Annotated in this window: 16 protein-coding genes and 1 CRISPR repeat array; of the genes, 8 read left to right on the forward strand and 8 right to left on the reverse strand. The window is 71.5% G+C overall.

Annotation, left to right across the window (positions count from 1 at the left end):
• Window position 1: 1 nt before the first annotated feature.
• The 3 genes from ACFP3R_RS20205 to ACFP3R_RS20215 all read left to right on the forward strand — a co-directional run bounded on the left by ACFP3R_RS20205 (window position 2) and on the right by ACFP3R_RS20215 (window position 4,160).
• A complete protein-coding gene (locus ACFP3R_RS20205) occupies window positions 2-238 on the forward strand; it encodes a hypothetical protein (RefSeq protein WP_380637856.1) in 237 nt (78 codons plus the stop codon).
• Between the two features lie 806 nt (window positions 239-1,044).
• Window positions 1,045-1,407: a hypothetical protein gene (locus tag ACFP3R_RS20210; protein ID WP_380637857.1), complete on the forward strand. Its 363-nt coding sequence runs from the start codon at window positions 1,045-1,047 to the stop codon at window positions 1,405-1,407.
• Window positions 1,408-1,499: 92 nt separating this feature from the next.
• Window positions 1,500-4,160, forward strand: coding sequence for a tetratricopeptide repeat protein (locus ACFP3R_RS20215; RefSeq protein WP_380637858.1), 2,661 nt, complete (start codon window positions 1,500-1,502; stop codon window positions 4,158-4,160).
• A 154-nt stretch (window positions 4,161-4,314) separates the two neighbouring features.
• Here the strand turns inward: ACFP3R_RS20215 and ACFP3R_RS20220 are convergent, their stop codons facing one another.
• Together ACFP3R_RS20220 and ACFP3R_RS20225 are read right to left on the reverse strand one after the other, a co-directional pair.
• Window positions 4,315-5,244 (reverse strand): C40 family peptidase, encoded by a 930-nt coding sequence (locus ACFP3R_RS20220; RefSeq protein WP_380637886.1) that lies wholly within the window; start codon window positions 5,242-5,244, stop codon window positions 4,315-4,317.
• A 73-nt stretch (window positions 5,245-5,317) separates the two neighbouring features.
• The gene (locus ACFP3R_RS20225; RefSeq protein ID WP_380637859.1) at window positions 5,318-6,379 is read right to left on the reverse strand and encodes a replication-relaxation family protein; all 1,062 of its coding nucleotides are present in this window, start codon (window positions 6,377-6,379) and stop codon (window positions 5,318-5,320) included.
• Window positions 6,380-6,481: 102 nt separating this feature from the next.
• On the opposite strand from ACFP3R_RS20225, the gene ACFP3R_RS20230 reads away from it, so the two are divergent.
• Window positions 6,482-7,063 carry a hypothetical protein gene (locus ACFP3R_RS20230; protein ID WP_380637860.1) on the forward strand — a complete coding sequence of 194 codons (582 nt, stop codon included), beginning with the start codon at window positions 6,482-6,484 and terminating at the stop codon, window positions 7,061-7,063.
• 36 nt (window positions 7,064-7,099) lie between these two features.
• On the opposite strand, the gene ACFP3R_RS20235 is transcribed toward ACFP3R_RS20230, so the two are convergent.
• From ACFP3R_RS20235 to ACFP3R_RS20260, 6 genes are all read right to left on the reverse strand, one after another.
• Entirely contained in the window at window positions 7,100-9,751 is a 2,652-nt protein-coding gene (locus tag ACFP3R_RS20235; protein ID WP_380637862.1) for a type IV secretory system conjugative DNA transfer family protein, read from the reverse strand.
• A gap of 63 nt (window positions 9,752-9,814) precedes the next feature.
• The gene (locus ACFP3R_RS20240; RefSeq protein ID WP_380637888.1) at window positions 9,815-11,743 is read right to left on the reverse strand and encodes a VirB4 family type IV secretion system protein; all 1,929 of its coding nucleotides are present in this window, start codon (window positions 11,741-11,743) and stop codon (window positions 9,815-9,817) included.
• Window positions 11,743-12,885, reverse strand: a complete 1,143-nt coding sequence (locus ACFP3R_RS20245; protein WP_380637863.1) for a PrgI family protein — start codon at window positions 12,883-12,885, stop codon at window positions 11,743-11,745. The genes ACFP3R_RS20240 and ACFP3R_RS20245 overlap by 1 nt, the downstream gene beginning before the upstream one ends.
• Complete coding sequence (locus ACFP3R_RS20250; RefSeq protein ID WP_380637865.1) at window positions 12,882-14,741, reverse strand: TrbL/VirB6 family protein; 1,860 nt, start codon at window positions 14,739-14,741, stop codon at window positions 12,882-12,884. Before ACFP3R_RS20250 ends, ACFP3R_RS20245 begins: the two co-directional genes overlap by 4 nt.
• Before the next feature lie 324 nt (window positions 14,742-15,065).
• Window positions 15,066-15,395, reverse strand: coding sequence for a pilin (locus ACFP3R_RS20255; protein ID WP_380637866.1), 330 nt, complete (start codon window positions 15,393-15,395; stop codon window positions 15,066-15,068).
• 110 nt (window positions 15,396-15,505) lie between these two features.
• Entirely contained in the window at window positions 15,506-16,615 is a 1,110-nt protein-coding gene (locus ACFP3R_RS20260; protein ID WP_380637868.1) for a hypothetical protein, read from the reverse strand.
• A gap of 796 nt (window positions 16,616-17,411) precedes the next feature.
• On the opposite strand from ACFP3R_RS20260, the gene ACFP3R_RS20265 reads away from it, so the two are divergent.
• From ACFP3R_RS20265 to ACFP3R_RS20280, 4 genes are all read left to right on the forward strand, one after another.
• Window positions 17,412-18,137 (forward strand): hypothetical protein, encoded by a 726-nt coding sequence (locus ACFP3R_RS20265; protein WP_380637870.1) that lies wholly within the window; start codon window positions 17,412-17,414, stop codon window positions 18,135-18,137.
• Window positions 18,134-19,285, forward strand: coding sequence for a TRM11 family SAM-dependent methyltransferase (locus ACFP3R_RS20270; protein ID WP_380637871.1), 1,152 nt, complete (start codon window positions 18,134-18,136; stop codon window positions 19,283-19,285). Before ACFP3R_RS20265 ends, ACFP3R_RS20270 begins: the two co-directional genes overlap by 4 nt.
• 122 nt (window positions 19,286-19,407) lie before the next feature.
• Window positions 19,408-20,640: a DNA cytosine methyltransferase gene (locus ACFP3R_RS20275; protein WP_380637873.1), complete on the forward strand. Its 1,233-nt coding sequence runs from the start codon at window positions 19,408-19,410 to the stop codon at window positions 20,638-20,640.
• The gene (locus tag ACFP3R_RS20280; RefSeq protein ID WP_380637874.1) at window positions 20,637-21,590 is read left to right on the forward strand and encodes a hypothetical protein; all 954 of its coding nucleotides are present in this window, start codon (window positions 20,637-20,639) and stop codon (window positions 21,588-21,590) included. Before ACFP3R_RS20275 ends, ACFP3R_RS20280 begins: the two co-directional genes overlap by 4 nt.
• Window positions 21,591-22,004: 414 nt before the next feature.
• A CRISPR array of direct repeats spans window positions 22,005-22,681; the repeat unit is 37 nt; unit sequence GCAGCGCTGGCCCCCCAGGGCCAGCGAGGATCGCAAC.
• Window positions 22,682-23,176 lie beyond the last annotated feature (495 nt).

Below are 23,176 nucleotides of genomic sequence, written 5' to 3' on the forward strand. Positions count from 1 at the left end.
AATGCACTACTTCGAGGTGTCCCCGGCCGAGCAGCGCAGACGACTCGACCAACGCCAAGTCGACGAGCCGGACACCACATGGCCCATGTCCGACGAGGAACTCGCCGAGTGGGCCGGCATCATCCAGGTCCCGACTCGAGGTGAACTCGACGGCAGCGAACCCGTTGACGACCCACCGGCCGGATTCGCATCCTGGGACGAGTGGCGCGGGCACCGCTGGCCGCCGACGGTCTCCTGACCGCCACCGCTCATCGGCATGGGCACACGACCACCGGCACCTCACCCACGGTATGAGCGGATGGCACGCTGTCTGCGGGTGAGGGGGCTGGCGTCCGCACCGGTTCGACGTTCTTCGCCCGGTTCGCCGAGCCCCCCGTGCACCGCGGGTTGCCGGGCTCTGCCACTGCGTGGCCTTGGTTCGACGATCTGGGCTGTGAGGTCGGGAGGGCCAGGAGTAGGTGGGCGGGGTGGGGCAGGTATTCGGCGATGCTGGGATGTAGTGCCAGGAGCAGGGTCGACACCGTGGCGACGGCGACCATGGCGGGGTGGCGACGAAGATCGCGGCCGTGCTCGCCGATTCGGAGGCGTCAGGTGCGACAGGAGCCTCACCGGTAGCGTCTCCAAGCCCTGTCATGGCGCTCCTTCGACTCGACCCCATGTGCCCTCCGCGTCGGCGATGCCGCCACCACCATTCCGCTCACCGGGATGAGCGTGTCTTCCCGACGTGCGTTCGGCGGCATGAGATCGCGTTGCCGGTTCTTGGCTGGGGCGGTGATGCCTTCGGCTAATGGTCGGGTTCTCGGGGTTCCGCAATGTTGCGGTTTCATGTCATGCCGAGTAAACGCAGACGGCGCCACAAATGAGCACCGCTCAATTCGTCGAGTTGGCGAGTCGGGTCGTGGGGCGTGTGCTGTTGAGTGGGCGTGGCCTCGTAGCGGTAAGCGGGTGGGGTGCGATCATCGGGTGTCGGTTCACGGGCGTTGCGGCTTCCGGGCAGGGGTGGTCATGGCATTCGGTCGGGGTCGTGCCTGGTGGTTGGCGGGTGTGGCGGTGCTCGGTGGGGTGGTGTGGGCGCTGTTGCGGTTCGGTGTGCCGGTGGTCCTAACCGAGGAGGAGCACCCTGCCCGGCCGGTGGTGGAGGCGTTGAGCTGGTTCGCCGGTATCGCCGGCCTCCTGGTGGCTGTCGCGGCGTTGGTGGTGGCGGTGCGTCAGAGGTCGCGCGACAACATCGAGGTCGGCGATGAGCCCTCGTCCGCTTCCTCGGCGGCGCGGACGCAGACGGCCACCGGTGGCGGTGTGGTGTTCACCGGAGACGTGACCGGGGGTTCGGGGTCGGGGGCGACCACCGGGGTGCACATCGGTGGGGTGGAAGGGCCGCCGGACCCTCCGGCGCCGGCGCGGCCGTAGGCCAGGCCACGTCGGCGACAGCTCCACAGGCCGGGGGCGCGGTGTCGCTGACCGGGAACGTGACTGGTGGGGCGGGGCCCACGATCGGCGCCATGCAGGGCGGCACCCTGGTGCAGGGGGACCTGATCGTCGGCGGGTCGGCCGTGCCGGTGATGGAGACGGTCGCGGCCGCGGCGGGGTTGGGCAGGCTTCCCGCCGGCTCGGAGTTGTTCGTCGGGCGGTCGGGAGAGTTGGAGCGGCTGGACCGGGTGGTGGCGGGCTCGGGTCGGGCGGTGGTGGTCGCGGTGCACGGGTTGGGCGGGGTCGGCAAGAGCACCCTGGCCGCCCGCTTCGCCCGCCTGCGCGCCGGGCGGTACACGCTGGTGTGGTGGATCACCGCGGACACCGCCTCCGCGCTGGACGCCGGTCTGGCCGACCTGGCGGGCACCCTGGCCCCACAGGCGGCGGACCTGCCCTCGGAGCAGCGCACCGAACTGGGTGTGCGGTGGCTGGCCACCCATGACGGGTGGCTGCTGGTGTTGGACAACCTGACCACGCCCGGCGACGCGGCAGGGTTGTTGGAACGGGTGCGCACCGGCACGGTGATGATCACCTCGCGCCAGGGCGGCGGCTGGCGGGGCATGGAGACGGTCCCGCTCGACGTGCTGCCCCCCGCCGAAGCCGTGGAACTGCTGACCCGCCTGGTACGGACAGAATGGCCCGAGGCGGACCTGACCGACGCCGACCGGCTGTGCGCGGAGCTGGGGTGGCTGCCGCTGGCGGTGGAACAGGCGGGCGCCTACCTCGCCCAGGCCCGCATCACCCCAACCGCCTACCTGCACCTGTTGGCGCGGTACCCGGCGCGGATGTTCACCGCCACCGCCGAAGGCGGCGACGCCCAGCGGACCATGGCCCGGGTCTGGCACGTCACCCTCGACCACCTCGCCGACACCCCGCTGGTCGGAGACCTGCTGCGCCGGCTGGCCTGGTACGCCCCCGACGCCATCCCCCGCGACCTGGTCACCACCGGTACCGACGCGCCGGAGCCCGACGTTGTAGAGGCGCTGGGAAGGCTGGCCGCCTACAGCATGATCACCCTCACCGCCGACACCATCGCCGTGCACCGACTCGTCCAGGCCGTCACCCGCACCCCCGACCCCGCCGACCCTCACCGCCGCCCCGACGACATCGCCCACGCCCGCGACACCACCACCACCGTCCTGGCCACCGCTCTCGCCGACGCCGCCCCAGGGCTCCCGGCAGACTGGCCCGTCTTCCGGACGGTGCTGCCCCACGCCCGCGCACTACTGGAACACACCCACCCCGACACCGACACCGCCCTGCGCTGCACCCTCGCCGACCGCCTCGGCCGCTACCTCAACAACCAGGGCGATCCCGCCACCGCCATCACCCTGCACACCCGCGCCGCCCAAGGCCAGGAACGCCTCCACGGTCCCGACCACCCGAACACGCTGGCCTCCCGCAATAACCTTGCCTACGCCTACCGGACGGTGGGTGATCTGGGGCGCGCGATCCCGCTATACGAGGCAGCCCTGGCCGACTGCGAGCGGGTGTTGGGTCCCGATCACCCGGACACGTTGAGCTCTCGCAACAACCTTGCCAGCGTCTATGAGGCGGCGGGTGATCTGGGGCGCGCGCTTCCGCTGTTCGAGGCAATTCTGGTTGATCGGGAGCGGGTGTTGGGCCCTGACCACCCGGACACGTTGAGCTCTCGCAATAACCTCGCCTATACCTACCGGGCGGCGGGTGATCTGGGACGTGCGCTTCCGCTGTTCGAGGCGACCCTGACCGACTTCGAACGGGTGTTGGGCCCTGACCACCCGGACACGTTGAGCTCTCGCAATAACCTCGCCTATACCTACCGGATGGTGGGTGATCTGGGGCGCGCGCTTCCGCTGTTCGAGGCAACTCTGGTTGATCGGGAGCGGGTGTTGGGCCCTGACCACCCGGACACGCTGAACTCTCGCAACAATCTTGCCAGCGTCTATGAGGCGGTGGGTGATCTGGGGCGTGCGCTTCCGCTGTTCGAGGCGACCCTGACGGACTTCGAACGGGTGTTGGGCCCTGACCACCCGAACACACTGAACTTCCGCAACAACCTTGCCAGCGTCTATGAGACGGTGGGTGATCTGGGGCGCGCGATCCCGCTATACGAGGCAGCCCTGGCCGACTGCGAGCGGGTGTTGGGTCCCGATCACCCGAGCACGTTGACCTCCCGCAACAATCTTGCCTACGCCTATCGGGCGGCGAGTGATCTGGGGCGCGCGCTTCCGCTGTTCGAGGCAACTCTGGCTGATCGGGAGCGGGTGTTGGGTCCCGACCACCCGGACACGTTGAGCTCTCGCAATAACCTCGCCTACGCCTACCGGATGGTGGGTGATCTGGGGCGCGCGCTTCCGCTGTTCGAGGCAACTCTGGCTGATCGGGAGCGGGTGTTGGGTCCCGATCACCCGGACACGTTGAGCTCTCGCAACAATCTTGCCAGCGTCTATGAGGCGGTGGGTGATCTGGGGCGCGCGCTTCCGCTGTTCGAGGCAACTCTGGCCGATCGGAAGCGGGTGTTGGGTCCCGATCACCCGAGCACGTTGACCTCCCGCAACAACCTCGCCAGCGTCTATGAAGCGGCGGGTGATCGGGGACGCGCGATCCCGCTGTTAGAGGCAACCCTGGCCGACTGCGAACGCATCCTGGGCGCTGACCACCCGACAACCAAGATCATCCGATCAAATCTTGATTACGTAAAATCGGCTTAAATTTTCCGGTAGGGATAATGCTGTCGTGTCAACAGTTTTTGAACGTCCTGACATCGGCGTGAGCGAATGTTGCCCGAGAGGTGTCCGACAGTGTCGTACTTTACGCCGTACTTGATCTGGCGATCATGTGGTGGTCGTCTGCACGTAGGAGTGGTCAATTTTGTGCGGAAACCATGGTTGCAGTGGAAGTCGCCGGCCTGGTCGCTCCGGCGTAGTCGTCGCCGTTGTAGCGGTGGTTGTCGATCTGGACCGGTTGTCCGAAGGTCGGTGCGTTGATCATGAGTCCTGCGCCGATGTAGAGGCCGACGTGGTGGATGTTGTCGGGTGTGCCGTAGAAGACGAGGTCGCCGGGCAGCAGTGGTTGTCCGGTCGGGACGCGGGGGCCGGCGTCGAATTGGGTTTGTGCGGTGCGGGGCAGGTTGACTCCGGCGGCGGCGTAGGCGGCTTTGGTCAGTCCGGAGCAGTCGAAGCCCGTGTGGCCGCCGTCGGGTCCGTTGCCGCCCCACACGTAGGGCAGGCCGCGCATCCCGCAGGCGTAGTTGATCGCGGTGAGGGTAACCGGGTTGGGGGCTTGGATGGCGTTGCAGTCGCCGTTGCCGACGCTGATCGCGGCGGCCTCGGCGTACCGGGCGGCTTGGTCGAGGACCATGTCGACGTACCAGTCTGCGTGGTTGTAGGCGAAGATCGCCGCCCGCAGGTCGCCTCGGCGGACGCCCTCGTCGCAGAGCAGGAAGGCGGCGGCGTGGACGGCGTCGTGGGGGTTGTACCGCGAGGGCGGGGTGGCGCCGCCGGGTGGGATCTGGTGGGCGGCGATGACGCCGTTGAAGGTCGGTGCGAGGAACTGCATCGGTCCGGCGGCCCCGGCGTGGTTCTCGCCCTCGGTGACTCCGGGTGCTTGGAGGCGGCCGTGGTCGGTTTCGATCTTGCCGATGGCGGCGAGCACGGTCCAGTCCAGTCCGGGGCAGTACGGGGCGGCGGTGATGTAGAGCCGGCAGTAGTCGGGCGGGATGTCGGCGATGGGCTTGGTGCAGTCCACCGGGGTGGTCGACGAGCCACCGAACAGTGCGTCCACCACGGCGCTCATGCCCTGGCCGATCAGGATGGGGATGAGCAGCAGCACGGCGGCGGCCCCGATGGCGGGCTTGGCGGGCACGGGCTCACCGCCTTCCCGGGTGGCCCTGCCCGCGCGGTGCCGCCGCGGGTGGCATCGGTGAGGGCGGCGGGGCCGTCGGATGCGGTGAGTCCGGCCCGGGCCCGGCGTCGTCGACGGTGGTGGCCGGTGGTGGAACGTGCGGCCAGGCGTCGGGCAGCTGCGACAGCGTCCGTCGTCGAGCCTTACCGGTCGGGGTGTCGAGGGGCAGCCAGATCTCGTCGGCGGGGCTGGGGTGGGCGGCGGTGGGGTCGAGCAGTTCGGCCGTCGTGGTGGCGACCGGCACCGAGCGCCGGTCGTCCAGCTCACGCCAGGCCCGCGTCAACAGTCGACGGGCGGTGGCTTCGCGTCGTGAGGTCGGCAGCCACACCAGCACGGGTGTGGTGATGCCGGTGGCCTGTGCGAGCGCGGCGTAGCCGGTCAGTTTCCCGGCGAGTTTGGCCAGGACCTCGGTGCCGAAGTCGTACTCCAGGAACCATTCGATGTGTCGGTCGCCGTCGCGCCAGCGGCCGTAGCCGTCGGGTTTGACCAGGTCGCCGAAGTGGCGGGCGCAGCGGGTCTCGGACCACCACGCCGCCAGCGCGACCTGTTCGCCGGGGTGCGGGTGGCGGGCGCGGTCGACCAGGGCGGTGAACCACTCGTTGACCCCGACGGTGTGGGCCAGGCGCAGGCTGTGGGCGACGCCGAAGACCCGGTCGTGCCGGTAGCCCATCTCCTTGGCGTCCAGGCCGTCCGCGGCGGCGAGCACGGCCGCGCCGGCGGGCGCCAGGACGTAGTGCATGGGCGCGGTGCCGACGGTGACGAACGGTTGGAAGCGGTCGACGACGCCCCAGGTGTAGAGCTCGCGCAGCCGCAACCGCCCGGACCGGAAGCTCGGGAAGGCTAGGGCGGTGATCTGGTGGGCGGTGAGCACCCGGTGCTCCCAGAGCATCCGGGTGATCCACCTGTCGCGCGGGGTCAGCCGCCACGCCAGCACGGCCTGGTGTTCGGCGGTGTTGGCCGCGCGTGGTGTGGGTCGGGTGGGCTTATGGCCGCGCAGGGCGCGCTGCCGGGTGGGATTGGTGATCATGGATGATGCCTCCTGGCCGGGAATGGAAATTTTGTGTGCGCCGTACGGGTGATGTGCTTCGGTTTCGTTCGCCGGGTTGTTCGGTGTGCGTATCGTCGTGTGATGTCGTCTTCGTCCGACGTTGCCGTCGAGGGTGTCGAAGGGCCGTTGGCGGAATTTGCCGCGCTCCGCGTCGAAATACAGGAAAGAGTGAAGGCGCAACAGCAGATGCTGTCGTTTCAGCTGACCTTCACCGGTGCCGTCTTCGGGTTCGCCATCACACGGCCGGGGATGACGGCGCTGCTCTTGATCGTCCCGTTCGGTTCGTATCTGCTGTGCGCTCGCCTCGTGGCGCAGCACTTCGGCACCCTCAGGGTCGCGATGTACATCAAGGACGAGTTGAGCGGCCGGGTGCCCGGAGGGCTTGGCTGGGAGCGGTGGCTGGAGTCCCGGCAAAGGCGGCGTCCGCATTTTATGGGTTCCACGTTGCCGTTGTTGTTCACCTTCGCCGGTGCGAGCGTCCTGGCCTTGGGGTGGACGACGGGGTATGTGTTCGGTCGTCACGGTGTGCAAACCCTCGCCCGCTTCGGTCTCGGCGCGTTCTGGGTTCTCGGTGTCGCTGCGGCACTTTCCTGTGTTGTCTTCGTGTTGCAGATGAACAATCGCCTGCCGGTTCGCAGTTGGGCCCAGACGGGACTGTCCTGACCGGGCACCGGTGTATTCGTTCACCGGACTCGGACCTCACCCGTTGCGTCGTGGATCGGCGTTGTGCGTGCGTACGACGGACTCGCTGTGGCGCACAGGCCGAAGCGCGCTCGATCGTGTGGGGTGCGGCCGTCCCTCGGGCGTCCGGGCGGGTCCGGAGCCGCTCCCGCCCACGCGGGTCTGTGCCGTCCGGCGAACCGCGGCGCGGATCTCCCGGGCGCGTCCGGGTACGGCTGCTGAGAGGGGCTGGGTGCGCAGGGTGAACGGCTGGGTTTCCTCGCCGTGCAGGACGAGGCGGGCGGCGGCGTGGTAGACGCCGAGGTGGGCGAGGTCGTGGTCGGTCAGGCGTGGCGTGGTGTGGCGGGAGAGTTCGCGGGCGTCTTCGGGCGAGGCGTTGAAGAAGATCTTGGAGCGGGCGTTGGTGGACGTGCCCTCGCGCAGTTCGCGGGGGAGTTGGCCGAGGTGTTGGTGGGCGAGGGTCATGGCGAGGCGGAAGCCGCGGGCTTCGGCGAGCATGTCCTCGATGGGGTAGGGCAGGTTGAGGAAGTTGTGGCATTCGTCGATCACCAGGCTCGCGTCGCGGCGCTCGCGTTGCGGGGTGCGGGCGCGGGCGGTGGTGGCCTGCCAGGTGCGGGCGACGACCAGCGATCCGATCAGCCGGGTGGTCTCCTCGCCCAGGGAGCCTTTGGGGATGCGGACCAGGCAGATGCCGCCGTCGAGGACTTCGGTCATGTCGACGGTGGAGTGGCCGCCGGCGATGGCGTCGCGGACGAAGGGGCGCAGCAGGAACGCGCGGAGTTTGTTCATCAGCGGGCTGATGGCCTGGGAGCGGGCCGAGTCGGTGAGTTCCTCGTACCAGGTCCAGAAGCCGCGCAGGACCGGGTCGGCGACGCCGGCGGTGACGCGGGTGCGGAACGCGGTGTCGGCCAGGAGTTTGGGCAGGTCGGCGAGGGTGGCGACGCCGTCCTGGGTGCGCAGGGTAAGGCAGGCGGCGCGCATGACGTCGTCGGTGCGCGGTCCCCAGAACGCCGAGTAGACCCGCCGGAACACCGACACGAGGTTGTCCACGGTCAGGTCGGTGTCCCCGCCGTCGAGCGGGTTGAGGCAGGGTGGCCGGGAGCGGCTGTCGGCGTCGAAGATCACCACCCGGTCCGCGGCCGAACGCGGAAGCCGCGACAGCACGTCGGTGACCAGGTCGCCCTTGGGGTCGATCAGCACGATGCCGCGTCCGGCTTCGGCGTCGGCGAGGATCATGGTGCCCAGCAGGGTGGACTTGCCGGAGCCGGTGGCGCCGATGACGTGCAGGTGGTGGCGCGCGTCCGGGACGCGCAGGGCGACGGGGCGCTGGTGGCCGGTGTCGGTGACCCCGATCGGCTTGGCCTCCGGACCTGGGGTGGCGATACCGGGCGGGGGTGCGACGGCGCGGGCTCCGGCGCGCTGGATGCCGGGAATGGCGGCGTCGGTGGGCAGGTGCGCGATCGCCGCCAACTCCGGCACCGACAGCAGATCGCCGTGTCCGAGGCGGCGGGAGTCGATCACCCGACCGGGGTGGCGCAGGCGGCGTCGCCGGTAGTGGTTGTGCTCGGTGTAGGAGGCGAACGAGGAGGCCAGCGCGTGGGCCCGGCCGCGAGCGGTGTCCCGGGCCTGCCGGAACTCGGCCTCGCCGCTGCCTCTGGGCAGCAGGGTGGCCACGGCGTAGCGCACGACGGTCTCGAACTGCGACCCGCGTTGCTTGGCCACGATGGCGCGGTTGTGCGCCGCGTATTCCAGGCTGGTCTGCGGGTCGCTGTGCAACACCCCGGTCTTCGGCCGCGCCGCCGCGGAACGCCGTGACCGGCTGCCGATGCCGGGGGTGATCGCGTCGAGCAAGCGACCGACCAGGCGGGTCGAGCCGCCGGTGTGCACCCGGCGGGCGGCGCGGCGGGCTTTCTGGACGCGGCGGCCGGTGACCGGGCGGGCGAGGACCTGTACGCAGGCGTGTTCGTCGCGGGCCAGCCCGACCGGCGCGCCGAGCAGGGCGCGGATCGGGTCGGCGTCGAAGCCGCTGCGGATGGGCAGCGCCTCGGGGCGGGCCAGCCGCAGCTCGCCGCCGACCACCAGCCGCGGCCGGCCCTCGGCCTGTGGCGGCAGGGGCGGTTCGGCGGGGCCGACGCGGGTGTGGGCGCCGGGCCAGGCGGCCTCGACGGCGCGTTCGACCAGGCCGGGCGGGATGACGCCGGGTACCCACAGCCGGATCGCGACCCCGGCCTCGGAGAAGAGGTACTCGCAGGCGATGTGCGGCTGTCCGGTGGACGCCCGTCGCCACCCGGGCCGCAGCAGCCCGACGAGGTTGGACCACAGCGCCGCCCCGCCCGCGGGATCGACCGTCGGCGGGGCGAGCACGGTGACCTGACGGGCGTCGGCCAGCAGCATCCCGTGGCAACGCCGACCCCACCACCACCGGGCCAGCACGGTCGCGGAGACGAGCACGGCGAGGACCGGGGCCGCGATCGGACCCCACTCCAGCGCGAGGTCACGCAGCCGCTCCAGCAGCGTCGACAGGGCGCCGCCGGGGTCGCGCAGGTAGTCCTCCAGCCACCCCGCTGCCACCGCAGTCGACGACCTGGGAACCGGGGTGTCGGCGCGGGAAAGCGAGTCCGGTGGCTGATCGGAAGCAGCCGGTACCCGGGCAGGTGTTCGAGGCGACATGAACGAGTCCCTTCACGGGAAAGGTGCGCTCAAGGCGCAGGCGGCAAAAGGGAGCGCTCCGGGTCAGACGGCGTCGAGGTGGATCTCGCCGGCGTCGGAGTCGAACTCGCCTTCGTCGGCCCGGTAGTCGTCCCCGTCGAAGCCGAGGTCGACGAACGGGGCGTCGGCCTGCTCGCCCGTCTCGCCGGTGTCGGCGTAGGCGGCGAGTTCGGCCGGGTTGCTGGTGACCAGGTGGTGCTCGGTCGGGGAGGCGATGGCGTGGAATGCCACTCGCTGCGTGCCTGCCGACAGCAGGCCCTGTCCGCGGTCGGCGGAGAGCAGGAACTGCCGTTCCCCGGCGGAGAGATCGAAGGTCCGGGTGATCTCGTCGATCGCCTGGGAAGCCTGCCGCAGCAGGATCTGGGTCGCCGCGTTCGCCACGACCGCCTTGCCCAGGTCGCTGCCGAGCACGTCGGCGGTGTCCTGGGTCGCGACTGTCAACCCGGCCCAGTGCTTGCGGGACGCCTTGGCCATGCGGAACAGGAACTCCGCGCCGGAGGGCTCCCGCATCAGCAGCCACGCCTCGTCGACCACGACCAGGCGCGGGCGGCGGATGGCCGGGTTGGACACCCTCCTCCACACCGCGTCCAGGGTCAGCAGCGTGCCGATGCCCTTGAGCTCGTCGGGTAGGTCACGCAGGCTGAACACCACCAGGTGGCCCTCGGGGGTGACGCTGCTGGGCCCGTCGAACAGCTGCGCGAAGGCGCCCTCGACGAACGGGTGCAACCTCGCCGCCAGCTCACCGGCGGGGCGGTCACCGGCATCACCCGAATCCGCCAGCCGGTCGCGCAGGGTGCGCAGAGTGGGGGAGGGGCGGGTCCAGGTTCGCGGGTCGGCGGTGATCCCCACCGACTGGTAGGTCGAGGCGATCGCCCGGTCCAACGTCGCCCGCTCGGCTGCCGCGGGCTCACCTCCGAGGAGCACGGCGAGGACGGTGTGCAGGAACAGCGACCGGCGCACGAGCGCGTCCTTGGGTGCGGTGCGCCGGCCGTCGGCGCGGGTGTGGACGGGCAGGTCGAACGGGTTGAGGCGTACGCCGCGTGCGCCGAGGTGGACGTAGGTGCCGCCGACTGCGGCGGCCAGGCGGGCGTACTCGTCCTCGGGATCGACCACGGCGATCTCGACACCCCGGTACAGGCTGCGCAGCAGCTCCAGCTTGACCAGGTAGGACTTGCCCGCCCCGGAGCGGCCGAGGATGACGCTGTTGTGGTTGTGCATCCCGTCGCCGAACCGGTCCCAGTGCACCAGCCCCTGGGAGCCGATGTTGTAGCCGTAGAGCACCCCGGACGGCGCGGTCGCGGAGGTGGGGTCGGGTGCGGGGAGGTCGGGGCTGGTGAACGGGAACGCCGCCGCCAACGCGCTGGTGTCGAACGTGCGGCGCATCCCGATCAGGTCCAGGCCCATCGGCAGGGTGGACACCCACCCTTGCAGGGACCGGTAGGTGGTGTGCTTGGCGTCGAGCAGCAGCGAGGCGCACAGCGACCGCAGCGCGGCCACCTCGTCGACGAGGTCCTTCTCGGAGGTGGCGTGGACGGTCAGGTAGAGCCCGACGCGGAAGAGCTTGCCCTCGCCGCGGGCGACGCGGTGGGACAGGTCGTAGGCGTCCTCGGTGGCGGCCTCGACCCGCGGGTCGAACAGGCGCCCGTGCTCGGCGGTGTGCCGCCGTCCGGCCTCCAGCTTCGCCAGCTGCTTCTTGAGCCGGGAGGCGGCGGTGACCGGGTCGATCGGCTCCACGTGCAGCGAGACGTCCAGCCGACCGGGGTAGGTCAGCAGCGGCGCCAGCCAGCCCGGGTGCACCTCGCGGGGAAAGCCGACCACCGCGAAACTCGACACCCACTCACCACCGACCTCCAGGTGTCGGGCCGCAACCGACAGGGCGTCGGGGGTGAACGCGGCGGCTGCCGACGAGGCCCCCGCGGCGGTCGTGTTGGTGCGTCGTGTGCGGGAGGCCATCAGCACCGCCCCCCGTCCTTGTCGCGGGGGTGATCCCAGCCGTCGTCGTAGTCGTCGTCCGGGCCCAGGCCGGAGGTGGTGGTGATGACCTCGTCCGCGCCAGCCAGCCCGGCGGACGGGGGCAGCAGGCTGTCGGGGTTGCACGCCGTGGCCAGCACCGCCGTGGCCTGCCCGGCGTCGAGCGGGGTGATCACAATCCCGGCCGGGGACAGCAGCTCGACCGCCTCACCGAGGCGGCGCACCAGCCGCGACTCGCCCGCCCGCCGGGCCCCGGCATCGATCTGCCTCGTCTGCTTGCGGTGTCTACCCGTCATCGTCGCGAGCACCGCCAGCGGGCCGGGGCCACCCAGCCCGTCGGTCGGGGCCGCGGTGCCGAGCGGTTCGCGTAGCACGAGCAGCACCTGTCGGCGCAGCAGCTCCGACTGCCGGCCGAGCCGGTCCAGGTAGTCGGCGTGCTCGACGGCGGCGGCCTCCAGCGCGGGGTGCGGCAGCCCGCCCGCGCGTTCGCGCAGCTCGGTGATCCGGGCGGACAGGTCGAGGCGTTCGGTGCGCACGAGCACCTGCACCGGGGCGGTCAGCGAGTGCAGGTAGCGGCCGAACGAGGCGACCAGCGCCTCCTGCTCGTTCGGCGTGCGCAGCGCGAAGTTGACCGTGCCGGCGACTGCGACCACAGCCAAGCCGTCGCTACCGAGATCGACCACACCGGTCTCGGTGACCGCCTCGGCCGGCAGCCGCAGCGCCGAGGGCGAGACCCGCCCGGACCGCGCCGACCGGCCTCCGTCGTCCTGGTCACCGCCCTCGGTGTGCTCGGCGTTCGGAGTCAGCCAGGCGGGCACCGGGCGCACGCCCTCCGGCGCGGCCACCCGCAGCCGTGGAGCGAGTCGCTGGCGGATCGCGGCGACGAGCAGCCTGTCCATCGGCACGCCGTCGCGGCGGCCCAGGGCCAGCAGCGCCGACGCGGCGCCGACCGGCACGGCGACGGCGGCGAACACCGGGACCGGGACCAGCGTGCGGGTGGCCGCCCAGATCAGGTAGAGCACCGCCCCGGCGGCGGCGAGGATCGCCAGCTGACGTGCGGTCAACGGACCCAGCACGCGGTCGTGCATGTCCACGTCGGCTGGGATGCGTACGGGCGCGGTCATGACGCCTTACCTCCGGGCTTGGGCCTCGGCCGGGACGCCGGCGGCGGTGGATTCGGCGGCGGCGTCGACGACCTGGGCGGCTTGGGCAGGTCCAGCGGCAGCCGCAGCTGCCGCCCGCGGCGCGGCGCGGGGTGGGGCGGGGTCGCCGGCGGCGGGGTGGGTGCGGGCCGGGGCGCGGGGGCCCGCCGCACCCCCTCCAGCGGCAGCGGGTACTGGCCACTGCGGGTCGGCCGGTTGCCCTGGTGGGGATCGAAGGGAAGCTCCGGCTGCACCACTCGGCTGCGCGTGCGCGGCGGCGCCGGAGGCGGTGGTGTCCGAGGCGGTGGGGCAGCGGTTGGGCGCGGCACCCGACGTACGCCGTCCAGCGGCAGCGGGTACTGCCCGGACCGTGCCGGGCGGTTGCCCCTGTACGGGTCGAACGGCAACTCCGGTTGCCCGCCCTTGCCCCCGCGGGCCGGGCGCCGCGCGGCGGTGTCGGGCCCGGAGGACGAGGCCGGTGGCGGGGTGGTGCGTTGGACGTCGAGGGGCAGTCGGTACTGCCCGTCGCGGCCCAGGACCGGCTTGTTCTCCGGCCAGTCGTCACCCAGCGGCAGCGCCGCTTGGCGGCCCCGGGGAGCCGACGTCTTCGGTGCCGGACCGGGTTTCGGCTTGACCGTGGGCCCGGCGGTCGGGCGGGTGCGGCGCACGCCGGGCAGCGGCAGCACGTACTGGCCGGTTCCGGTGGTGCGCGGGTGGGCGTACGGGTCGGGCGAGCCGCCACCGCCGCGGTCGTGTCCACCCCGGTTGCCGCCTCGGCCACCGGACGGACGGGACCTGGCGCTCCCGCCGCCACCGTGCCCGCCGACCAGGCCGAAGAGTTTGTAGGCGACGAAGGACTTCACCAGCGATCCGACCAGACCGCGCCTGCCGCCTCCGCCGCGCACCGAGGACAGGATCCAGAACGGGATCTTGAACAGGATGTACATCAGCGCCAGCGCGACCAGCAGGTTGACCACGCCGGAGGGGGTCGGGCCGAACAGGGTGAACCCGCCGGGGGCCAGGAACACCGTCAACGCGGTGATCAGCGTGAGGCTCTGGGCGAGCTGGATGGCCAGGCAGCCGCCGTAGGCCCTCCACCACCAGTGGGCGATGCCCTCGGTCTGCTCCAGGGCGTGGAACATCAACACCAGCGGGGCGCCGGCGATCAGGATGACGGTCAGCGCGACGCGCACCACGTAGGTGACCAGCAGCGCCACCAGCATCCCGGCGAGGAAGATGCCGAGCAGGTGGATCCAGATGCCGCCGACGAGGCTGTTGAGCACCAGGTCGCGCAGCGCCTGCCCGGCGTCGGCGCCGACACCGCCGTCCATGACGGCCTCGACGCCGGCGTTGGCGAGCCGGATGCCCGTGCCCGCCACCCACAGCGACAGCGCCCCGGCCAGGAATCCGACCACCAGCCGCGGCGCGATCTCCTTGACCGACTGCCGGGTCTGGATGGTCTGATAACCCATCGCGATGATCCCGGCGAGCACGACCAGCAGCCCGTAGGAGGCCAGCAGGATCTGCCAGGAGTTCTCCCACAGCTCACCCACCCGCGGCAGCGACTCCGGTGTCGGCGTGGTCAGCAACGTGCGGGACAACAGCTCCAGCAGCGGGTCGAGCGCCTCGGTGACGATGCCCCGGAAGAAACCGTTGACCGCCTCGGTGAAGCAGGCACCCAGATCGGTGATACCGCACTCGTCCTCCGGCTCCTCGCCCTGGCCGGGTTGCCCGGTGCCGGGATCGGTCGGCGGCGTCGCGCTGCCCGACGGGGTGAGGCACTCGGGTCGCAGCGACCCCGGGAAGCACGTGGTGGAGGTCGGTGCCCCGGTCGGCAACGGCAATCCGGAATCCGAGGTGGTGGGCAGCGGCTGGGGTTGTGCGGCGGCCGGTGGAACCGGTGGGCCAAGGCCGACGGCCGCGACGGCAAGGACACCGCCCAGTCCGACGACCAGGCTCACCACCGGCACGACCAGTGCCCGGCCGAGCCTCGTGCGAGGCTCACGCACCGCGCGGCGAGGACTTGTGACCGCGGACGTGGACATCTCCCGGCCGGCCGCCGCCGGCGACCCGCGGTGTGTGTCCGCTGCGAGGAGCAGCGAGTCGACAGTGGGGCCGACCGGTGTGCGATGCGCCGTGGACCTGATCGATGGGCACATCGCTCAGGCCCCCACGATGCCCTTGAGCACGGTGACGACCAGTGGCGCGAGCGCGGCCAGGGCGTAGCCGATGCCGGCGGCCTTGAACGCCTCCTTCGACTTCTCCTGCTCGCCCGGGTCGCCGCCGCCGAACACCCGACGCACGCCGCCGACGGTGAGGAACACCGTCGCCAACCCGGCGAGGATGCCCATCAGCCAATTGCGGATGTTGGTCAGGACCTCCTCCACACTTGCCGCGACCGCGAGCACCACGGTGTCCGCCTGCGCGGCCGCGGCGCAGCACGGCAGGGCCAGCGCGACCAGCCCGACGAGCACCAGCGCCCGGAAAGGCACCGCCCGGGAAGGCACACCGCGCCGGCGACCGTCGCGGAACCTGGTGAGCACGGGACCCCGCCGCTGGACACCGGGTCGACAGCGGTGGCGGGACAAGAGCGGGGCTGGGGTCAGGCGCATCGTGACGCTCCCTGAGTCGGGTCCGACAGCCGCTGCGGCGGCTGGGGCGAGGAGGTGGTGGGCGCGGGAGCGACCGGCCGCCTCCCGCGCCCCTGAACTCCGGAAAACCGGCCCCGCGGGGACACGCCGCCACGGTTTTCCTTCGCCGAACCCGCCCTCAGCTCCGTAACGCTGCGTGACAGGGTGTCGGGTGTGGTCGAGTGGTCGGCGGCGTCGGTGACGAGCACCGCGTCGGCCACCCGGGTCGCCAGGTCGTCCTCGCCCGCACCGGAGTGCGCGGTGTCGCGGGCGTTCTCGCGCAGGTAGGCCGCGAGGCGGTGCTCGGCGCGCCGGCGGGCCTTCTTCGCCGCCTGGTGGGAGAGGTCGCGCGCCACCGCGGCCTCGGCCAGCGACACACCTTCCAGGCGGGTGGCACCGATCAGTTCGGCCTCGGCGGCGGTGATCGCCCGCTCGGCGACGGCACGGGCAAGGACGAAGTCCGGATGCCCCCATGGGGGTGGCGGCGCCGTCGAGCGCAGCCCGTGGCCGGAGGGCACCGGCGCGTCGAGCGCCTCGCGCACGCACGCGAGACCGGCGCGGTAGGCGGCCCACCGCAGCCGCAGCATGATGCGCGGCCGACGCAGATCGACCTCGCCCAACCCGGCGACGAACCCCGCGAGCACCGCGGCGTGGATGTCGCCCGGGTCGCCGGCGAAGCGCGCCGACAGAGTCGCGGCGATGGAGGTCAGCGCGGGCAGCGCGACACCGACCGCGCCCACGGTCCAGGTACCGCCCTCGGTGCGGGCGAGCAGCACCAGGTGCGCCCACACCGCGTCGCGCACGGTCTGCGGGCAACCCCGGCGCAGCAACCGGTCACGCACCTCGTTGAGCGGCACCCGCCGCGCCGGCAGACCGGGAAACAACCGGCCGTCGACGCCCACCGGATGCGGGCCGGTAACCAGCCACTCGAACGCCGCGCGGGCGGCGTCCAACGGCATGTGATCGCGCTCGAAACCCGAGCGTGGAACAGCGTCACGAGAACTCATGGCACGACTCCGAAGCGGATGGGAATCAACGACCCGCCCAGGACGCCACGATGGGTAGTACCGAACACTGACCACACTGGTACCGCAGAGGTACCGATGATCTGCCGAAGACCGCCTCAAGATCGAACACCGACACCGGTGTCGATCAACAGGAACCCAAGGCGCTGATCGACAGCGCTGTCACGGTCACGCCGTTTCAGCTGCACTGATGCAGCGGCGGTGCCAGTTCGGTACCAGTTCGGTCATACCTGTGGGCAACCGTCGGCCACTCGCCCTCGACGTCCTCGCCGGCGGCGCTCGCACACCGGAAGAAATCACTTCAGGGCGTCCTGTGGAGGGCGAGGTTCCCTTGCCCAAGCAGACAGGCGGGAGCCACGTCCGGCATTCGACCGATAGTGAAAGTCACCGGAAAAAGGTCAGGTCCGTATGTCCCCGGAGGACCTGTATTTCGGAGTTCAGGGATGTCATCAGCCCCTCGTACCGACCGGGCGCACCCCGCCCGCCGAAGGGATACCCCGTGACCCGACCCGACCACTCCGGCCGCCGCTCACCCCGGCGACGTACCGACCCCGTCCCCGCCGCCCCGAGTCGTCCCGGTGGGTGTCGAGGCGTAGACCGCCGTCCCTGGCCGACCGCCCCGACCACCACCCGCGTCAGCCCCGGCAAGCCCACCGCCACGAGGTCGCGCGGCTCGGCCACGACACCGACCCCGGCGACCGTCTGGACCGCCGGCCCGGCACCGATCGACCTCGACGCCACCTGGCCCGCGGCGCTCGTGCGGCGGATTGTCACCTCGTTCAGCGAGCCCCACTCGCGGGTCGTGCTGCTGACCCGGCCGACCCCCAGTCGGCAGCGGCCACGGCCCACCCCGGTGGGAAGCGACGGCGTCGTCCACCACGCGCCGAACACCGAACCGGATCCCGAGTTGGCCGACGCCGTGCACGCCGTCGAACGCCTCGGCCGCACCGTGTGCGTCGAGCACGTCCCGGTCGACCCGACCACCGCCGGCCCGACCTCCCGACCGCCGTGGGCCGACTCGGGCAGCGGCACCGGACCAACTCCCGCGACCGCCCCGACCATGCCCGCAGCCACCGACGGGATGACCACGGCGAGGACGGAGAGACGACCTGGCGACGCCGTCGACCTGATCATTGCCGGCTTCCGCCCGGAGCGCTCCGGCGACCACGCGGCCGACCTCGCCGCGCTCTACGCGGCCCGTGTGCTGCGCGTCGGCGGCATCCTCGTGGTGCTCACACACTGTGACTGGACGAGGGGTGAACTGGTCGACCCGAGCGGCGCGGTCGTGACCGCCGGACAGAACGCCGACCTGCTCTACCTCCAGCACATCGTCGCCGTCCACACGCCTCTGCGCGACGGCCGCTTCCCCCTCGCCGACACCCCTCCCGGCGACCACTGCGACGGCCCCGGCACCGGTGACGCGCAGGCTCGTGCCCGGCACCGCGCACTGGTGCGCGGGCTGCCCGAGCCGCATCGGCGCATCCACTCCGACGTCCTGGTCTTCGCCCAACCGCACGACCACCAACCGCCCTCGACGCTGTCCACCGACCCGTCCGTCGACGACGGAGGCACCCGATGAGCGCCGCACCTGTCCCCGACCCGGCACGCCTGCGACGACACCGCCGGGAAGGCAGGCCCGTGACACACGATCACGCCGCCCAACCACCCGCCGACACCCCTGCGGACACCCCGATCGACAACACCGGAACACCGGCCGACGAGCCGACCGCCCTCGCGGACACGACCTCGACAGACAGCGCGCGCGTCAACCAGTCGAAGTCCTCCTCGGCCTCGGTGTGGACCACCGCCCAGTCCTCCCCGGCGACCCAGCGCAAGAACACCTACGTCCCGGAGTCGACCGCGCATCCGGCCAAGATGCTGCCCGAGGTCGTCCGGCACGCCGTCGCCCACTACACCGAGCCGGGCGAGCTGGTGCTGGACCCGATGTGCGGCATCGGCACCACCCTCGTCGAAGCCGTCCGCCTCGGCCGCCGCGCCATCGGGGTGGAGTACGAACCCCACTGGGTCGAGGTCGCACAAGCAAATCTGGAGCTCGCGCGGGAGCAGGGCATCGACCACGACGCGCGGGTCTTCCAGGGTGACGCCCGCCAACTCCTCACCCTGCTGCCGCAGCAGTACGTCGGCCAGGCGGCGCTCGTGGTGACCTCCCCGCCCTACGGGCCCTCCACCCACGGACAGGTCGCGGTGGCGCCCGGGGCGGGGGTGCAGAAGTACCACCACCTCTACGGCAACACCCTCGACCGCGGCAACCTGGCCAACATCGGCCACCACCGGCTGCTGGCCGGGTTCACCCGCATCCTCGCCGCCCTGCGCACCTTCCTCAAGCCGGGCGGGCACGTCGTCATCACCATCCGCCCCTGGCGCGAACACGCCGAACTGATCGACCTGCCCTCCCAAATTCTCGCCTGCGGCCGTGCCGCCGACCTGATCCCGGTGGAGCGCAACGTCGCGCTGCTGGCCCGCGCCGCCACCACCGACCTGGTGACGCGAGGCAGCTTCTTCCAACGCGACTTCATCCGCAAACAGCGCGAGGCCGGGCTGCCGCTGCACCTGATCGCCCACGAGGACGTGCTGGTATTTCGCACCAAGCTGCACAGGCCCGCCAACGAACCCGCCACGGACATGACCGCCCCCAGGCGGCTCCACCCGACACGACCCGTCTACAACACCGACGACCGGCCCGACCAGGAAGACCGGGCGGCATGACCCGCCAACCCGCCCGCCCGGCACGCACACGCCCGACACGTCGACTCGCCCTCGTCCCGACTCCGGCGGTAACGGCGCAGCAGGAACCGAAGACCAGTCCGGCCGCCGGATCCGTCCCGGTCGTGGGCTCGTTGTGCACCGGCTACGGCGGCCTGGACCTCGGCGTGCTGACCGCCTTCGGCGGCGGCCGGATCGCCTGGGCCGCCGACCCCGACCCGCACATCGAACAGATCCTCGCCGCCCGGATGCCGGGCGTTGCCAACCTCGGCGACCTGCGGCACATCGACTGGGCGGCGGTCGAGCCCGTCGACGTGCTCACCGCGGGGTTCCCCTGCCAGGACATCTCCGCCGCGGGCAAGCGAATGGGAATCGAGAAGGGAATCCGCAGTGGGTTGTGGGCCGACATCGTGGCGGGTCTTCGCCTACTACGACCCGCGCTGCTCGTGCTGGAGAACGTCGCCGCGCTTCGCTGGCGCGGGGGAGGACTGCACCGTGTACTCGGCGACCTGGCCGAAGCGGGGTATGACGCGGCATGGCGTAGCGTCCGCGCCGCCGACGTCGGAGCCGCCCACCGCCGTGAGCGGATCTTCCTGCTCGCCTGGCCACACCTACCCCGAACCGGCTGGGCAGACGCGTATGCCACCGACACCGGCCGCGCACGACGGCTCGTCGAACTGGCCCGCCGCCGACGGGCAGGGCGGACCGCCGCTGCCGGAGAAGGTCCGGCTGCTGCCCACACCCAGGGCGTCGGACACCGGGACAGCGGGTCGCAAGGCGGGGACGGGATTCCGGCCGCCACTGTCACAGCAGGTGCTCCCACTGGTGGAACGCGAGGCGCTGCTGCCGACACCGCGGGCCACGGACGGCACGAAGGGCTGCCCCGCGCAACGGGGCTCCAAGGGCGACCTGATGCTGCCCTCGGCGGTCATCCAACTGCTCACCCCGACCGCGGACCAACCGGACGAAGCCTCCCCGCAGCCGCACCCGAGCCGGGTGACACGACCACGGACCGGTCGATCGCCGCGCCGTCGCCGCAGCCGGTGAACTGGGGTGCCTACGAGGCGGCGATCCGCCGCTGGGAGACCCTGCTCGGCCGCCCGGCGCCGTACCCGACCCAGCCCGGCAACCACGGCCGCCCGGTGCTCGCACCCGCCTTCGTCGAACACCTCATGGGACTACCGCCCGGCTGGGTCACCGACCTCCCGCTGCCCCGCACCGCACAACTGCGCGCCCTGGGCAACGGCGTGCTCCCACAGCAAGCCGCCCATGCGGTGACGCTGCTGATCGACGACCTCGCCGAACTCCTCGATGTCGACACGTGGCGCGGGACCGAACAGGAGAGGACCGCGGCATGATCAACCCGAGCCAGGCAGTACCCGCTCCCGGACCCGCGTTGCGGCTGCTGTCGCTGGGTGCCGGGGTACAGAGCACGACCGTGCTGCTGCTGGCCTGCGAGGGCGAGATCCCGCGCTTCGACGTGGCCCTGTTCGCCGACACGGGCTGGGAACCCCGCGCCGTCTACGCCACCCTCGACCGGCTCACCGTGCACGCCGAGCAACACGGCATCCCGGTGCGTCGGGTCTCGGCGGGCAACATCCGCGCCGACGCGCTCGACCCGAAACACCGCTTCGTCTCCATGCCCCTGCACACCCTCAACCCCGACGGAACGCGAGGACTGGCACGCCGACAGTGCACCAGCGAATACAAGATCATTCCACTGAAGAAGGCCGCCCGTGAACTCCTCGGCTACCCACACCCGCGCCGCGTGCCCTGCGGGGTGTACGCCGAGCAGGCCATCGGCATCAGCACCGACGAGATCGGCCGCGCCAAGGACTCCGGACTGCGCTTCCTGCGCAACGTCTTCCCCCTGCTCGACCTCGGCTTCGACCGGACCCGGTGCATGGAGTTCCTCGCCGGGCGAGGCTTCGGGCAGACGGTGAAGAGCGCTTGTGTCGGCTGCCCGTTCCACGGCAACACCGGGTGGCGTTGGATCCGCGACCACGACCCCGACGGGTGGGCTGAGGCGGTCGAGTTCGACCGTGCCATCCGCCATGGCTACCCCCATGCCACCGGGCGAGGCCAAGCGCTGCGCGGGCGATATTTCCTGCACCGCTCCTGCGTTCCGCTCGACCAGGCCGACCTCGACGGGCCTGCGAAGGGAAAGCGGCATCTGCGGCTGATGGCGGCCGAGTCCGCGAGCGATGAGGACGGTGACCCGGACGGCTGCTCGCCATGGTCGTGCCGTTCAGGTAAGCCGGTCACCGCAGCGGCGCGACTCACCGGTTCCGAAGATCGCACCGCATGAGTACCGCGACAACGACTCGTTAGAGGACGCCGACGTGTCGAGCGCGGTCAAGCCGACATGGCGCTGGACCCTGCGACGGTCCGTTCTCCGGCGGCGATGACCAGGGATACTGAGAGCCGGTCACCACTACGGTGCTGCCCAGGTCTCCTGGTCGCCGCTTCCCGTCGACAGGATGATCATGCGGGTGGGCATGCTGTTCGTGGAGAGCCGGCTTGATGGTCCGGAGGAAGCTGAACTGTCCGACGACTGAACGTAAGCTCACCGAGTGTCAGCTCATCGACTGCCGCTTCGGAACCTGGAGCGTGTCATGACACGCCGGGAGGTTCCGAACTTGGCAGCCGCGTGTCATCTCATAGGATGGGATTAATGTTGAATACAGTCGAGGTCGAACTGTAAAAGCGCTGGTTAAGCAGCGCAGCGCTGGCCCCCCAGGGCCAGCGAGGATCGCAACTTCAACCCCAACGAGCCGGGCGGCTACACCTCGTTCGCAGCGCTGGCCCCCCAGGGCCAGCGAGGATCGCAACACGTGGCGACCACGCGCGTCGCCCGCACGCAGCGGGCAGCGCTGGCCCCCCAGGGCCAGCGAGGATCGCAACTCCCGCGGCAACCCCTACCTGGACCGGCGGCAGGTGCAGCGCTGGCCCCCCAGGGCCAGCGAGGATCGCAACGCCGCCGAGCGGGCCGGACAGGACCCCAAGTTCACGCAGCGCTGGCCCCCCAGGGCCAGCGAGGATCGCAACACCGGTCGTTTAGCGGCCCAGGACGCCGACGACGCCGCAGCGCTGGCCCCCCAGGGCCAGCGAGGATCGCAACACCGACAACCCCAAACGGGAGGCTGGTGACCAGCTGCAGCGCTGGCCCCCCAGGGCCAGCGAGGATCGCAACGAACGCGGCCTGCGCGAAGCCCGAGAGCAGCGCTGGCCCCCCAGGGCCAGCGAGGATCGCAACGGGAACGACGCCGCGAGCGCCGGCTGGGTCCGGAGGCAGCGCTGGCCCCCCAGGGCCAGCGAGGATCGCAACATCCGGCTGCACGGCGTACAGGCGTTCGAGGACGGCAGCGCTGGCCCCCCAGGGCCAGCGAGGATCGCAACCGGCGGGACGTGCCGCGCCGGAACGCCGTGCTGGTGCAGCGCTGGCCCCCCCAGGGCCAGCGAGGATCGCAACCACGAGCGCCTCCTGGAGGCCCGCCGCCAGGGAACGCAGCGCTGGCCCCCCAGGGCCAGCGAGGATCGCAACTTCGGGATGCTCACGATCGGCATCGCGGGGGCGAACGCAGCGCTGGCCCCCAGGGCCAGCGAGGATCGCAACCCGAAGAACACGGCCTGGTCGACGCGGCCGGGGCGGCAGCGCTGGCCCCCCAGGGCCAGCGAGGATCGCAACCTGCTGCAAGACCTGCCCGCCGGAGGTGCGGCATGAGCAGCGCAGGCCCCCAGGCCAGCGAGGATCGCAACACCGTGCTGGGCACCGACCGGGACGCCATCCACGGGCAGCGCTGGCCCCCCAGGGCCAGCGAGGATCGCAACCAGATGGTCGGCCGTCCGTCCCCCCCCCCGAACGTGGGGCAGGGCCGGGCCCCCCAAGGCCGC

This window comes from Saccharothrix lopnurensis (assembly GCF_042658445.1).
GTDB lineage: Bacteria > Actinomycetota > Actinomycetes > Mycobacteriales > Pseudonocardiaceae > Actinosynnema > Actinosynnema lopnurensis.